The following is a 14751-nucleotide window of genomic DNA, read 5'->3' as shown; positions in this document are numbered from 1 at the left end:
ATCATCACTAAATACTTTGCTCATATAACGAGAACCGTGGTCAGGAAAAATCGCAATAACATTGCTGTATTCTGAAAATTCTCCTTCTTCTGCGTATTGTTTGATTGCTTGCATTACAGCACCTGAAGTATAGCCTACAAATAAACCTTCTCTTTTGACAATCTCTCTGGTAGTGTGTGCGCTTTCCTCATCCGTAACTTTCATGAAATGATCAATCAAATCGAAGTCGGTAGCCGTTGGGATAAGGTTTTTTCCCAATCCTTCTATTCGGTATGGATAAATTTCATCAGCGTCAAACTCTTTAGTTTCATGGTATTTTTTCAAAACCGAGCCAAAAGCATCAACACCTAAAATTCTGATATTTGGATTCTTTTCTTTTAAATATTTGGCTGCACCGGAAATTGTTCCCCCAGTTCCACTACACGCAATTAAGTGTGTGATTTTTCCGTTTGTTTGTTCCCAAATTTCAGGACCTGTAGTTTTATAATGCGCATCAATATTCAATTGATTAAAATATTGATTGATGTATATAGAACCTTTAGTTTCTTCGTGCAAACGCTTCGCCACACTGTAGTAAGAACGTTCATCATCAGCAGAAACGTGAGCCGGACAAACATACACTTTAGCACCTAAACTGCGCAACATGTCTATTTTATCTTTTGAAGATTTGGAACTTACTGCTAAGATACAATTGTATCCTTTTATAATACTTACCATTGCTAAGCTAAAACCTGTATTTCCGGATGTAGTTTCAATGATAGTATCTCCCGGAGAAAGAATTCCTTGTCTTTCTGCTTCTTCTATAATATATAATGCAATTCTGTCTTTGGTGGAATGACCAGGATTGAAAGCTTCAACTTTAGCGTAAAAATTTCCTGTTAAAGATTCTGTGATTTTATTCAGTTTGATTAAAGGAGTATTCCCTATTAGACTTAGAACATTATCGTGTGCTTTTATATCTTGTTTCATAAATAAACTAGTCAAGGCATATTGTGAAGTCAAATTTACGGACTTCTAAACTTCGCAAATTTAATAAAATATTTTTAAACTATTTTTTTATTCCTTCTAAATCTAGTAAAAAACTATATTCTTTGGTTATTTCCTTAATGGCTTCAAACCTTCCCGAAGCACCACCATGTCCTGCATCCATGTTGGTATCCAAATATAATTGATTATTATTTGTTTTCAAAACACGTAATTTAGCAACCCATTTTGCTGGTTCCCAATACTGTACTTGAGAATCGTGCAAACCTGTAGAAATATATAAGTTTGGGTAATCTTGTGCTATTACATTGTCATATGGAGAATAGGATAACATATAATTGTAATATTTTTTAACATTTGGATTTCCCCATTCGTCATATTCTCCGGTTGTTAAGGGTATTGTCTCGTCTAACATCGTTGTAACAACATCCACAAACGGCACTTGAGCAACAACTCCGTTATATAATTTTGGCTCCATATTAAGAATTGCACCCATCAAAAGTCCACCGGCAGATCCGCCTTCGGCATATAAATGTTCGGGAGATGTGTATTTTTCATTAATTACAAATTGGGAACAATCTATAAAATCGGTAAACGTATTTTTCTTTTTGAGTAATTTTCCGTCTTCGTACCACTTACGCCCCAAGTCTTCGCCACCTCGAACGTGAGCAATAGCATATATAAATCCCCTGTCTAATAATGACAACCTTACCGATGAAAAATGGCAATCCATAGTTACACCATAAGAACCATAAGCATATAACAACAATGGATTCTTTCCGTTCTTTAAAATTCCTTTTCGACAAACCATCGAGATTGGCACTTTAGTTCCGTCTTTGGCCGTAGCCCAAATACGTTCTTCTATGTAATTATTTTTATCAAATTTTCCACCCAAAACTTCGTGCTCTTTCAGTATGGTTTTCTTTTTCGATTTCATATTAAAATCGATCACTGAAGCTGGCGTTGCCAATGATTGATAACCATAACGAAGAATTTCGGTGTCAAAATCGAGATTGGTTGTCGTGTAAGCCATATACGTTTCGATATCAAAAGGCAGGTAATATTCCCCTTTCCCACTCCATGGCATAATTCGAATGTGATTCAAACCGTTGAATCGTTCAGAAACAACTAAATAATCCTTGAAAATATCAATGTCTTCCAATAAAACATTGTTGCGATGTGTAATAACATCAACCCAATTCTCTTTTGAAGTTGCTTCTTCAGGCGTTTTCATCAACTTGAAATTGGTCGCTTTGTCTTTATTGGTTACAATATAAAAATAGTCTCCAAAATGCGATATCGAATATTCTAAACCTCTAGTTCTTTTCTGAAATACTTTAAATTTTGCATCCGGTGTAACCGACAAAACCGTTTGGTATTCGGTTGTCATTGTGCTGCTCGAATTTATAATCAAATATTTCTTCGACTTTGATTTATATACCGAAACGTCAAAAGTTTCATCTTTTTCAAAGTAAACCAAACTGTCTTTTTCTGCAGCAGTACCTATTTTATGCTTATAAATTTTATCCGCTCGTAGCGTAACTTCATCTTTTCTAGAATAAAACAAGGTTTTGTTATCACTCGCCCAGGTAGATCCGCCAGTAGTGTTTTCTATTTTTACCGGAAGTATTTCACCAGAAACTAAGTTTTTTATCTGGATTGTATATTGTCTTCTTGAAACCGTGTCAACGCCAAAAGCACACATTGTATTGTCTTCGCTAATGCATAATCCAGCCAAATTGAAATAGGTAAAGCCTTTCGACATTTCATTGCAATCAAAAAGAATTTCTTCCTTAGCTTCTAAATTTCCTTTTTTGCGAGAATGAATTGGATAATCTTTCCCTTTTTCAAAACGTGTTATATAAAAATAACCATTGTAGAAATAAGGAACCGACTCGTCATCTTCCTTGATTCGAGCTCTCATTTCCTCAAATAAATCCTTTTGAAAATCCTTTGTATGAGCAGATGATTGTTGGTAGTATTCGTTTTCCTGATTAAGATAGTCAATAACTTCAGGGTTTTCTCTTTGGTTTAACCAATAATAATTATCGGTACGGACGTGTCCATGTGTCGAAAAAGTATGTGGAATTATTTTGGCTTTGGGAACTTGAATAAATTTTTCAGGCATTTATAATTTTATTTTACCGCAAAATTAACCATTCTAATTCCATCACTAGAAATTGCTAGAGGAAGTTATGCACTTAGAAATTAACAAATCTTCACTACTTTTGATTTTCTTAAAAAACTAAACTGCACTAATTTTTGAAACAAGTTTCTCAAAAAAAATTAACTAAAATCGTTGCCAATTTATTTTACACCCAAAATGAACCATGGTGGCTCATTGGCTTTTCCATGCTCATGGCGAGTGGTATTATGATCGAACCACAGTTAATTTGTGCTGCTTTGGCAAAAGGTCAATTGTCTGATATGTGGTTGTATTGGAGTGCTATCATTGGATCTAGTTTTAGCGTGTCATTTTTTGCGCATTTATGGCGGAAGGTTCCTGTAAAAACTGAAAATGAATTTTTATTTTTTAGGTATTCAGGTAAAGGTGCTAAAGTGCTTCATACTTTTAGAAGTTTATATTTAGGACTACTTATCATTCCTTTTCTAATCAGTTTTAGTATATTGGCTTTTAGCAAAATAGTTTGTTTTATTACAGATATAGAACTACGTCTAGCTATAATTTTAGCCACACTTCTACTTGTTTTACTAACCTTTTACAATAGTTTGAAGTCGCGCCTCAAAATGGACTTTGTTCTTTTTATAGTTTTTATGACGCTTTTTTGTATCATAACTTTTAACTTATTTGAAAATATCGGAGGATTATCGCATTTGGCAATCACGGTGAAATCTTCCAAAATTAATTTTAGTATTATTCCGAGTATAGGTTCAAAAACTTTTAATGCTTTTATTATTTTTATTTTGGTACAATGGTGGTCAGCTTCCATATTGGACTATCCCGATATGAACGGACAAAAGTTAATGGCCACCAACTCCAATAACGACTTAGTAAAAAGTGTTTTTCTACCCTCTTTATTTATAATTCTTTTTAGAGTTTTATTATTTACTTTACCTTTTTTGGCGGTTTGTTATGGTTTTACCAATGGCATTACGGATAGTGAATTGGCTTTTACCAATTTATTTGTTAAGGTACTTCCTTCGTGGATGTTAGTATTGGTAGTAATTTTATTCTTAATACCATTTATTTCATTGACACAAAACATGCAAAACTGGGGTGGTTCGTTGTTAATTGAAAACTTTTATAAACATACCATTAATCCTCATATAAATGATTGCATGGCTAAGAGTATGGGGATTGTGACAATGATTTATATTGTGGGAGTTGCTGGTTGTATTTCCATTTATGCAGAAAGTTTAGTAGGTATCACTAAATATTTATTTGCTATCACGGCGGGTGTAGGTCCTGTTTTTATGCTTCGCTGGTATTGGTGGCGCATTAACGCTTGGTCACAATTATCGGCTATGGTAGCAGCATTGGTCTACCCTCCTATTTTGGATGCCTTGTTTGAGAATAATGCAACTGTGAATCATTTTATCACTAGTATTGAACACACTTATAACATCGAGTATTATCCAATTAAAATTCTCATTTTAACCATTGCTGTTTGCCTAACATGGTTAGTGGTTACGTTTCTAACCGCACCAACAGCAACCAAAACATTGGAAACCTTTGCCTCAACCATAAAACCGGGAGGATTTTGGAAGCGTTTTAACAATAGTGGAAATACTTTTTCAAAATTAAGGGTTTTGGCTTGGTTGCTTCAAACTGGCAATGGGTTCTTGCTATACTTTATCTTTTGGAATTTCCTAGTTGGTAATTATATTCTATTTATTGGATTGTTGCTGTTGTTTGTTTTAGGTTTCTTTGTTTCCTATAAGCTTATTCAGAAAGCGAATGCTAATTATGATTTGGAGTTGGGAAAGTAAATTAGTAGAATTCCCAAGTTTCTCGTATAATAAATCAATAAGGCAAGTTAATAATGAAAAGCTCAAAAAATGCTGTTTCAATAATTTGATAGGTAAAATAGACAGCTATAAGTAAGACAAAAAACAGAATTATTGCAAATGTACCAGCACCCTCAACTCCAGCTCTAAAAAGTGCTGAAAATAATAAAGGATAAATGACAAAAAGCACAATTAAACCCAAAATAGATATAACTATTATTCCCATACTGTCTGCCCAATTTAAAGTAAAGAAACTAATTTCTTTTCTGTCAGATAATTTGGATGAAAAGTATACTTCTTTTATACTACTATTTTCTTCAAAATAAAATCCCTTTCTCCAATTTGAGTTTTCATAACTATCATCCATAAGGAGTTCATCACCATTTTCTAGTTGACCAATTACATTGTATTTTTTTCCTGGACCAGATCGTAGATTTATTTTTTCAACTAAAATACTTGATAATTTAATATTTGCTGAAATAGATTTTTCATTTAAATCCCAATCAAATGTTACATAATCCTTGCCATTTGCTTTTTTTACATAAATAGTATCTTCAATTTTAGTTCCTGATACTAAATTACCTTTATTTTTAAAATAAGTTAATAATTCTTCATTACCATTACTACAATTTAAAGTTACTTTATAGCTTTCATCATTTAATTTTTCAATTGTTTCAATATCAAATGATAATAAGTCATTTTTGCTTAAGAATCGTTGCTCAAAAGTGTATAGATTTTTATGGTCTTTAGGCCAGATATATTTAGATGCTGCAGAAGTTTCACCTGAGTTTAATCTGTTAAACGTTTTTTTGATGTTTCGTTCATTAGAGTCGCAAGACACCAATACTATTGAAATTAATGTTAAGTAAATTAAATTTTTAATATTCATATTATTATTTAAAAAAGACCTTTTATTATTTTATTTGTTTTTAATTACTCAAATTCTCAAAAAATTAATTAATGGCAGTTTTAATATGTCTGACCAAAATGGCTTCAGTATATTTATCTAATCGCCCATATTGCCATGAACCACATAAAATGGTGGGTATTTTTTTATTATTGATTTCGGTATAATAAAATCCCTTTTCTTTGTCGACTGTTGAATTATAAAGTATAATTTGTCTATAATATTCTGCGGCCATTGCGTTTGGTATGATAATTACTTTTGGATTTAAATTTTCTATGTGAATTTTCAAAATATTTAATTGTTCTATACCAAATTCATTTAAAACACCATCTGTGTTCTCGACCATTTGCTTTACAATTTTCGAATTTGTTTCTCTCATCAAAAACAAATCACAATGTTCAAATCCATCCTCACCAAGGTTTTTAGCAAAATTATGGAGTATGTTGAAATACTTACCATAATACAATTTGGTCTTTTCAGGATTTTTTGAATCTTCGTTTATTTGACAAAAATTAATTATCTCATCAATCGAGATTTCGGGTTTATAACAATAATTGATGAAATCTTTATGAGTTACTTCTCTCACCTTATAGGCTGGATTTAATCCGATAAATAGTATTTTATTATTTGATTTTGGTTTATTTAAGTAACTTGGAACACGGTTCATTATTTCTTTGAAATAATCATCAAACAAGGCACTAAATTTATTCCATAAATTCGTTATTTGATTGTTTAAAGAATAATATTCCATCATTAAGTGTTTTAAAATTAGTCTAATTCACATTTAAACTTGTATTCCCAATCAGGACTGCAATAATGTCTAATGTCTCCACAATTATTGCAAACTGGTTGAAATGAATATTCAAATCCAATTTTATTTTGTACTTTTCTTAGAGTATATTTGTGGCCTAATTCTCTTTGACAATCATGTTTTCTCCATGTTTCTCCTCCTCCACAATATTTACAATAATGAATTCCTCTTGAAACAGAATATTCATGTGTCTTATTTTTTTCTTCTTCTGTCATAATAATTTTATTTTAATAGTTATCTAGATTTAATTCTACTTATTTCTTCCTTTAGTGAAGTTATATTTCTTTTAATATTATCAATATCTCTATTGTAATCTACTATTTGATTTTTTAAAAACTTTGTTTCGGACTCTATATTAGCTCGATACATATTTTTCGAATTAGTGTCTTTAGCATTTTTTAAATATTCTTTGTTTTTACTAATACTTAATTTCGCATTACTTTGCATGCGTTCCTTTTGTTGTTTAATATTTTCAATTTCGTTTTTTTTTCTTTCAATATCTCTTTTCTTAGATTCAATTGAACTTTTTTGTGAGTCTGTTAATGCCATTTTTTTGTCTTTTTTACGTTCTTTAATTTATTACCTGATATTTCTATTAAATTTTATTAAAATATTATAAGTTCATTTTTAATCCATTTGTTAAAATAATATTTTTTTTACTCACGTTTGATGGTGCATAAGAGTCGTAACCATAATTTATACTATTAACAAACTGTACTTTTGAAGTGATGTTAAATGCTAAAGAAGCTTGACTTGAAATTCTGTAATCTTTCCAGAGGTTAATGTTAGGTTGGTAATAGACCACCGCAGTAAACTCTAAAGTTTTTGCGGTGTTTTTTAGAGATAATGATAAATAATTAGAAAGTCTTTGATAGCTAATTATATTTGTATTATCAGTTGCTTTTTCAAATTCTTGCATTAATAAACTTCCAATATAAAAAATGATTTTTTCGGATTTATTTATTTTATACCTAGGTCCAATTCCAATTAAACTACGACTTTCAATACCCAAAATTTTGTTGTATTGGTATTGAATAAACGCTTCTATTCTGAGTTTTTTAATAAGTTTTCTGTTGTATCTAAAATGAATTAAACCCGAATTTGATAATTCCTCTCTATTTGCTAACGAGTAATCAATGTTTCCCAAAAGAAGGAAGTAATTTTTCAAATTTTTTGTTTTATATTGGTGAGTTGCTGAAAAGTTTACCAATGATAATTCTTCATCGTTATTATTTTGGTAATTATACTGCAAGTCTATTATCGTAACAGTTCTCAAACTATCACTTTGAACACGCTGATTTTCAATATTTACAAGTTGTCCATAAGATAAAGCATTAACAATTATCAACATGTACAATAATAAACTTATTTTCATTACATGTAATTTGATTTCAGAAATGCTTTAAATTCCGTATAATTTAATTCTTTAGATACTTTGAAGGCAACTTTTTGTTTTTTTTCATCTTTAACACCAACCGATATAAGTCCTTTTGGTAAATTTGAATAATCTTTCAGCCTCATCAATTCTAAACCTACAAGTTCAGTTTGTTTTGGCGGATTTTGTAAATACCCAAAATCAAATCTTACCGAACTACTCATAATCTCGAATTTTAAGCCCATTTCGTTTGAAATCGCTAAACAGGTATCAAATAGATTTTGATAGGTTTTTAATTTAATTTCAATACCCTCTTTTTTGGCGCCATTTTCAATTAGTTCTTTTCTAATTGTATCAATTTTTGTCTTGATATCCGAAAAGACCGTTTTGTTTCCTCTTTTCTCGACAACACCTTTAATATTTACATCATCGTCAACATTTGTAATAGAAGCAAATTTTAATGCCATTACAATTTTTTCATCTAATACATCTGGTCTGTTTTCGAATTTATCTCTCAAATAGTTAAATAATTCGAGGATGTTAAATACTTTTGATTTTAAGTATACATCATTTTGACAAGCTCCGTAAATGATTTGTTCCCAATCTTCATTTAATTTATCGTTATCGCCATATTTTTGAATATCTGTTTTTACAGCTTCTAAATCAATGTTGTTTTTATTAGCAAATCCTTTATCCCAATCATAAATATCTGACATTTGAGTAATGAGTCTAAATATTTTCGGGTATGAAATTTGAACCCCAATCATAGCGAATAGAATTAAATCATCTTCAGAATCTGGAGCATTATCCCCAAAGTCCGACGCATCTTCTTCAAAGTCAGAATTACGAAGACTACGAAGTAATGAAAACGAATTAATATATCGTTTTAAACTTCTAGGATTATAACCTATTGTATATTTTACAACATTACTGTACGAGTCAATCAAATCTTCAGGAATTTCAATATTTAGCGATATTAATTTTTCGCTTAACAAGTTACCCATATCATAAGTTCCTGTTGGCATTGAAAACGGAACTTGAATAATTTTATCAAAAAAAGATCTAAATTCTCTCTCGTTTTCTTCTGTTTTTTTTCCAAATTTTGATTCTAAACCTTTAACAACCACATCATAATCAATAGCTAGTACGAAAACACAGTGAGGCACATCAAAAAGATTTTTCAAACTTTCTAATACTTCTACGGCTTGTTCAGGAGGAATTCTATCCAAGTCATCTACTAAGAATACAACTTTTTGGTATTCATTAGCAGTATCTTCGATTAGTTTGGTGATAATAAGAGCTATTTCTTTTTTTATTTCGGCTATTTCGGCTTGCTCTCTAGATGCTTCATTATTAGATGCAGCATCTTTTATATCTACACCAGTTTGATTTGAAATCACTTGATTTGCAACATTTCCTAAAAACTTAAACACTTTTTTGACACTATCTTTAGATTTCTCTTCAATAGTCCATTTCCCTTCACTTTCACAACTCAATTTTAAATTGGTAAGCATTCCTTTTAAAATAGCCGGGGTGGTTTCACCTGAACTTCTAAACATACTGTATTCCCATGTATTCACCCATGATGTCGCAATGTTCTCACTCTTAAAATGTTCTAAAAGCATATACAACATTGAAGTTTTCCCAGTTCCCCATTCCCCTTGAAGTCCTACAGTTAAAGGCGTATCACTTGCTTTAATAAAGTTTGACAATACGTTGCCATAACGAGACATTTTTAATTTATCATCAGAGTTATTTTCAATTGGTTTGTCTGTAATACATGATCTTATTTGCATAATGTTTTACTTTTTATTTTTTTTAAGTTAAAAGATATTTTAGTTAATTCTTTGTCTTTAATTACTTTACAGAAATCTTCAAATATAACAAAAAAATATCTACTGCATTTCTAAAAAATTCAAGGTTTGAACAATATTATTCAAAATATATCTTAAATATTGCTCATATTGTGTTCACTTAAATACATTTGTGTTTTCAATATGGGAGATATTTATAATTTTGAATTTCATTACTTTTTATGGATATTTTTCACGTACATCTACGAACCGATATTGAAAAAAAAGTAGGTTTTAAAATAAATACTACAACGGATGTAAAATCATTTCTTGCTATTCTGCAAGAACACACGAGCGCGCCCATTAGCTTAAGTACTTTAAGACGTTTTTGGAATTTGATACCAATGAGGAAATCAAATAATTCAACTCTAGATGTTTTAGCTAAGTTTTTAGAATATGCTTCATACCAAGATTATGTAAAGAAAAAAAATGAATATGAAAAATGGTATTTAGATGCCAAGTTGCAGAACCTAAAGTGCAAAAAAAAACTTACTGCAAATGATTTTCAATTTCTTAGTGAATTAATAGAAAAATCAGAATCTAATACTATTTTTATTTCACTATTTGAATATGCTTTTTATAATGAAAAATGGGACTATTGTAATGCATTATTTGATGAAAACAATATTAGCTGTTTTAAAAACAAGCTTCCAATAAATCATTTTCAAACGAATATTGCCTATTTACTTTTTATATTTTTATATGGAATTTCTAAAGAAAGCTTTGCAACTAGCATAGAAAAATTGATAGCAAACAAAAACTTTAGAGAAAACGTAATCTATATCTATATAGATATCATGGGATTGAATAAGAGGTATGGCATTATTCTTGAAAAAATAGAAAAAGAATCAATAAGCAACGAAGAGCAATTGTTTTTGAAACTTCTAAGTGGATTGAAGCTCTATCTTAATAAGAGTAAAAAATTACCTAAAATCCATAACCCTGCAATAAACGAATTACAATCATTACCTGAGGTACTTGTTGGTAGATTTTATGGCTACCAAATGTTATGTGCGGCACAAAATCAAAACAAAGACAAAGAAGAAATTGTTTGGAACAATTTTTTAACTTTTATTAAAAAAGAAACACATATTCGTCAATATTTTCATGAATTTGTTCATGCACTATTACTCTTAAAAAGTATACAAAAATTAAACTACTTACTGGAACATTATTTTGAAGAAATTATTGATGAATTGCACATGCATTCTTATTTAGATTTGTTTATATACAATCTAATTGATGCTATGGTTAGTTATAAAAATAAGGATATAAAAAGAGCCCATCATATCTTTAAAAATTTAGACACTACGATTTCTAAATATGGCGCAGCCTACAATGATTACTATCTTATTTTTTATGCAATTACTGGGTATCATTTAGCTACAAATTATAAAGAAAAGCAAATATTTAAGGAAGAATATCTAAAACATGTTACTGTAGCAAAATTTAAAGTGTTTGATGAAGTATATTTAGAAACTTACTTTGGATAAGCTTATTCAGAAAACTAATGCTAATTATGATTTGGAGTTGGGAAAGTAAAAAAAACAAAGCAGCTCATTGCTGAACTGCTTCTTTAAAATAAAAGACTTAACTACTATTTTTTAAGTAAAGTTTCAATGGCAGAAATTCTTTTTTCTAGAACTTCATTTTTAGATTTTAACTCTTTGATTTGAGCTTGTTGCTCTTTTATCCCTTCTGTTAAAATTGAAATCAGTCCAATATAGTTAACACCTTTAAACTCCTCCGGTTCATTTTTTATTTCATCATTTTCATTAGCAGCTATTAAGTTTACGTCCTCTTGAGATGGATTATTAGGATCTTGCTCTGGCTTTAGGATCTTAGTTTTACTTCCTTTAGAAGTAGAACTATTTGGAATAACTATAGTTTGTTTCGTAACCAAATCGGGAAATACTTCCTCTAAGTCCTGGGCTACAAATCCATACTGCCTGTTTTTTGGTAGCTTAATATTTTTATTCTTATCTGTATCATAGAAATAGGTAACCGGTTTCAATTTTTCAATTTTATCCAATGCCGAAGTTAAATTTGAAATTTCTTTTTTTAGTTTTCTGTCCGATGGGTTAAAAAATGTACCTGTTACTGTTACATCACCATTAAAAACACCAGCATAATTATTTAAGGCGTTGGAAGCTGTACCATAAATACCATAATTAGTTCCATTAATTGATGGAGAATTCGAGGTGCCTAATACTCCAATCGTTATACCATTAGTTGTATTCCCATTATCTGAACCTCCCCACACACAATAGTTAAATCCTTCTGAATTATCAGCGCCACCAAAAACACCAATATTGTATACCCCAGAAGGAGCTGTTTGTCTTGCATAACCTGCAACTCCATAATTTCTACTTGTAGCATTACTTGAAGCTCCAATTATACCATAAGACTCATAACCACTGTCAGCCTCTCCTTTAACACCCGTATTGTATTGGGCTGTACTCCCAAAACCAGCACCATAAGTACCCACATTTTCAACAGTTGAATTAGTTGCAAAACCTAAAATTCCTTCATTATAGGATGAATTAATACCATTTGAGACACCTTGTATAGCTCTATTAGTTCCATTAGTTCCTTGTATCCAACTGGTTATCCCAAAATAGTAGCTACCATTGTTTCCTCCAGTAGTATTAACTCTAATGCCACTCTGATTTGGACCAGTTACTACTCTGTCTGCAGTATTACCATTATTAGCTACTTGGTTTAAAGTTAATGAACTACCTGAAACATTACCAGCATACAAGGCATAAGGAACACTGAGAAATTGGGTAGTTCCCATGGCAACATATCCGCTACCTATGTTCAACTCAATACCTAAAAAATAAGTCCCATTCGACCAATCAATTTGAGAAAAAACACCTGTAGTTGCTGTTCCTTGACCTATCACACAATTAACTTGTCCTAAATCATCCGTAGGCACATAGTGTGTTTCGGAATATATAGGTACACTGGTCGAAGAATTTTGCATAATATTGAATCGGAAATAAACATTTTGATTAGTAATTAAATTACCCAAACTATTTCTAACGGTTGCCTGATAATTAAGACCTTGGGGAGCTTGTGCAAACAAGGAAAAAGAAAGTACACTTATTAATATAGTTAGATTTTTTTTCATATGGACTATTAGTTTTTAATTATTTTATACGTATTGTTTTTTTTATTTTCTGAGTTGGTAACCGTAATAAAATAAGCTCCTTTAGCATAAGAACTTATATTTATGGGTTGCTCTTTGTAAACTTTAGCACTAAACAACGATTTACCATTGACATCATGTATTTCGACTGAGAAAGTTTCTAAAGTTTGATGGGAAATGAATAGTAATTGAGTAGTTGGATTTGGATATATTTTTATTTGTGTATCAAAATTGGCTTCCTCATTATTTAAAGCCTGAAGGTCTAATGAAGGATAAAATCCATTACCTAATTGAATACCTGAAGCCATCATAAGTCCTACAACTGGTTCACCAATAGTAAGTGAAATTTTAGCACTACTATTGCTCAAAGTTTTGCCTGTACTTCCAATGATTGTTTTAGAAATACTTTGAGCATGAAGCCAACCAGAGCAGAAAAGACAGAGAATTAATTTATTACTCATTATTTAATTTTTTACACCTATTAAGAAAATAGTTTAATTAATAACAAGCAATATTATAGTGATTGACACTTTAAATCAATACTAAAAAAGTTCAAGTCAGTTCAAGTTAGGGTCGTTGCATTAATAAACCATTAGGTTCAAAATATGAGATGACTTTATACAAAGGTTTATCTATTAATTCTTTAGGGAAAAGCTTAAATTCATTGCTAAAAATCAATTTAAGTTGTTCTTGGTAGACATAATCTATTTTAGCTTGTATAAAAACTTCTGCTATGGTATAAAATACTATTCTTTTACTAAAAGCATCAAGAGAATGATAAACTGATTTAGCATATTTTAAAAGTTCTAATGTACAATCTATTATTTCTATAAGTTTTGATTTAGTTACTCTTAAAAATAATAGCTTTGAACTTAAATATCGCATACGAGGAAATAGGTAGATAGCTTCTAATTCGTTTTTGGATATGATTAGATTATGGTACAATTGTTTTCCTATAGCAATTGCTTTATCAAATTTTCCATTGACATAGTAATGGCGTAGTAAAATACAATTACCAAAAATAAAACTTTGCAAATCTTGAATACTCCTATCGGGTTTGTAGTTACTTAAATACAGATTAAAACCTTCATCGTAATTAGTTATCCTAAAACTAGGATCTACACCATGCTCAAAAAATTCTTCTTTAATAAAAGTATTTTCTTTGAAATAGTTAAAAAAAGGAATCGTATTTGGAGACACCAATAAACTATCAAAAATAGTTAGTATAACACTATCCTTGGCTTCTTGTTCTACTTCTTCTAAATTATTAAATAATGCTTCTAATGGCTTAAAGTTTTCCAATTGAATACACTGATAAATCAATGATTTTTCAAGATCTATATGACACAAATGACCGTTAGTATATCCAAACTTCTTTTTACTTTCTATGGTTATGCAAAAATCTTCCCAATCAATATAGCCCAAAAACTGGGTGATGATGGTTAAGGTATTGTAAAAAGGTTTGTGCTGTTTGTTATAAATCAATATACGGTATAACGTACTTTGCGAAATAAGTCCTAAGCCTTCTTTAAAAATTAACTCACTCAGTTTGGCACAATCTGATTTAGACTTAATACTATATCCCAACTTTTTCATCAGTTGAAGATTCAACTCACGAACCGAAAAAGCATCAAAAGGATATAATTGTTGCGCCATTTATAGCTAGGTAATACAATCAAAAATAAGAAACAAAAAGTGAAA

13 protein-coding genes are annotated in these 14751 nt (G+C 30.3%); 2 read left to right on the top strand and 11 right to left on the bottom strand.

Annotated elements, in window-relative coordinates; translation table 11 throughout:
• The coding region (locus tag ACOYLP_RS06355) for a PLP-dependent cysteine synthase family protein (protein ID WP_422855342.1) at nt 1-969 on the bottom strand (969 nt) is incomplete at its 3' end.
• Between the two features lie 79 nt (nt 970-1048).
• Nucleotides 1049-3112: a S9 family peptidase gene (locus ACOYLP_RS06350; protein ID WP_422855341.1), complete on the bottom strand. Its 2064-nt coding sequence runs from the start codon at nt 3110-3112 to the stop codon at nt 1049-1051.
• A 134-nt stretch (nt 3113-3246) separates the two neighbouring features.
• Between ACOYLP_RS06350 and ACOYLP_RS06345 the strand changes: the two genes are divergently transcribed.
• A complete protein-coding gene (locus tag ACOYLP_RS06345) occupies nt 3247-4935 on the top strand; it encodes a sodium:solute symporter family transporter (RefSeq protein ID WP_422855340.1) in 1689 nt (562 codons plus the stop codon).
• Nucleotides 4936-4969: 34 nt separating this feature from the next.
• Here ACOYLP_RS06345 and ACOYLP_RS06340 read toward each other — a convergent pair whose 3' ends face one another.
• From ACOYLP_RS06340 to ACOYLP_RS06315, 6 genes are all read right to left on the bottom strand, one after another.
• Nucleotides 4970-5842 carry a hypothetical protein gene (locus tag ACOYLP_RS06340; protein ID WP_422855339.1) on the bottom strand — a complete coding sequence of 291 codons (873 nt, stop codon included), beginning with the start codon at nt 5840-5842 and terminating at the stop codon, nt 4970-4972.
• Between the two features lie 64 nt (nt 5843-5906).
• Nucleotides 5907-6614: a hypothetical protein gene (locus ACOYLP_RS06335; RefSeq protein WP_422855338.1), complete on the bottom strand. Its 708-nt coding sequence runs from the start codon at nt 6612-6614 to the stop codon at nt 5907-5909.
• Between the two features lie 14 nt (nt 6615-6628).
• Nucleotides 6629-6886, bottom strand: coding sequence for a hypothetical protein (locus tag ACOYLP_RS06330; protein WP_422855337.1), 258 nt, complete (start codon nt 6884-6886; stop codon nt 6629-6631).
• A gap of 19 nt (nt 6887-6905) precedes the next feature.
• Nucleotides 6906-7220: a hypothetical protein gene (locus tag ACOYLP_RS06325; protein WP_422855336.1), complete on the bottom strand. Its 315-nt coding sequence runs from the start codon at nt 7218-7220 to the stop codon at nt 6906-6908.
• Nucleotides 7221-7284: 64 nt separating this feature from the next.
• The gene (locus ACOYLP_RS06320; RefSeq protein ID WP_422855335.1) at nt 7285-8046 is read right to left on the bottom strand and encodes a DUF481 domain-containing protein; all 762 of its coding nucleotides are present in this window, start codon (nt 8044-8046) and stop codon (nt 7285-7287) included.
• Nucleotides 8046-9842 carry a KAP family P-loop NTPase fold protein gene (locus tag ACOYLP_RS06315; RefSeq protein ID WP_422855334.1) on the bottom strand — a complete coding sequence of 599 codons (1797 nt, stop codon included), beginning with the start codon at nt 9840-9842 and terminating at the stop codon, nt 8046-8048. The genes ACOYLP_RS06320 and ACOYLP_RS06315 overlap by 1 nt, the downstream gene beginning before the upstream one ends.
• A gap of 239 nt (nt 9843-10081) precedes the next feature.
• On the opposite strand from ACOYLP_RS06315, the gene ACOYLP_RS06310 reads away from it, so the two are divergent.
• Entirely contained in the window at nt 10082-11392 is a 1311-nt protein-coding gene (locus ACOYLP_RS06310; protein ID WP_422855333.1) for a hypothetical protein, read from the top strand.
• A 104-nt stretch (nt 11393-11496) separates the two neighbouring features.
• Here the strand turns inward: ACOYLP_RS06310 and ACOYLP_RS06305 are convergent, their stop codons facing one another.
• The 3 genes from ACOYLP_RS06305 to ACOYLP_RS06295 all read right to left on the bottom strand — a co-directional run bounded on the left by ACOYLP_RS06305 (nt 11497) and on the right by ACOYLP_RS06295 (nt 14706).
• A complete protein-coding gene (locus ACOYLP_RS06305; protein WP_422855332.1) occupies nt 11497-13032 on the bottom strand; it encodes a tail fiber domain-containing protein in 1536 nt (511 codons plus the stop codon).
• A gap of 8 nt (nt 13033-13040) precedes the next feature.
• Nucleotides 13041-13511, bottom strand: coding sequence for a T9SS type A sorting domain-containing protein (locus tag ACOYLP_RS06300; RefSeq protein ID WP_422855331.1), 471 nt, complete (start codon nt 13509-13511; stop codon nt 13041-13043).
• A gap of 106 nt (nt 13512-13617) precedes the next feature.
• Nucleotides 13618-14706 (bottom strand): hypothetical protein, encoded by a 1089-nt coding sequence (locus ACOYLP_RS06295; RefSeq protein WP_422855330.1) that lies wholly within the window; start codon nt 14704-14706, stop codon nt 13618-13620.
• Nucleotides 14707-14751: the final 45 nt, after the last annotated feature.

Source organism: Flavobacterium sp. (assembly GCF_049318325.1).
GTDB lineage: Bacteria > Bacteroidota > Bacteroidia > Flavobacteriales > Flavobacteriaceae > Flavobacterium.
Note: the sequence above shows the minus strand (reverse complement) of the source record. Positions and strands in the feature narration are given on the sequence as shown.

Bases quoted from the DNA above. Each gene is read 5' to 3' on its own strand.
- ACOYLP_RS06315 (WP_422855334.1), bottom strand. From the start codon at position 9,842: ATGCAAATAAGATCATGTATTACAGACAAACCAATTGAAAATAACTCT.
- ACOYLP_RS06340 (WP_422855339.1), bottom strand. From the start codon at position 5,842: ATGAATATTAAAAATTTAATTTACTTAACATTAATTTCAATAGTATTG.
- ACOYLP_RS06310 (WP_422855333.1), top strand. From the start codon at position 10,082: ATGGATATTTTTCACGTACATCTACGAACCGATATTGAAAAAAAAGTA.
- ACOYLP_RS06335 (WP_422855338.1), bottom strand. From the start codon at position 6,614: ATGATGGAATATTATTCTTTAAACAATCAAATAACGAATTTATGGAAT.
- ACOYLP_RS06330 (WP_422855337.1), bottom strand. From the start codon at position 6,886: ATGACAGAAGAAGAAAAAAATAAGACACATGAATATTCTGTTTCAAGA.
- ACOYLP_RS06305 (WP_422855332.1), bottom strand. From the start codon at position 13,032: ATGAAAAAAAATCTAACTATATTAATAAGTGTACTTTCTTTTTCCTTG.
- ACOYLP_RS06320 (WP_422855335.1), bottom strand. From the start codon at position 8,046: ATGAAAATAAGTTTATTATTGTACATGTTGATAATTGTTAATGCTTTA.
- ACOYLP_RS06295 (WP_422855330.1), bottom strand. From the start codon at position 14,706: ATGGCGCAACAATTATATCCTTTTGATGCTTTTTCGGTTCGTGAGTTG.
- ACOYLP_RS06350 (WP_422855341.1), bottom strand. From the start codon at position 3,112: ATGCCTGAAAAATTTATTCAAGTTCCCAAAGCCAAAATAATTCCACAT.
- ACOYLP_RS06300 (WP_422855331.1), bottom strand. From the start codon at position 13,511: ATGAGTAATAAATTAATTCTCTGTCTTTTCTGCTCTGGTTGGCTTCAT.
- ACOYLP_RS06325 (WP_422855336.1), bottom strand. From the start codon at position 7,220: ATGGCATTAACAGACTCACAAAAAAGTTCAATTGAATCTAAGAAAAGA.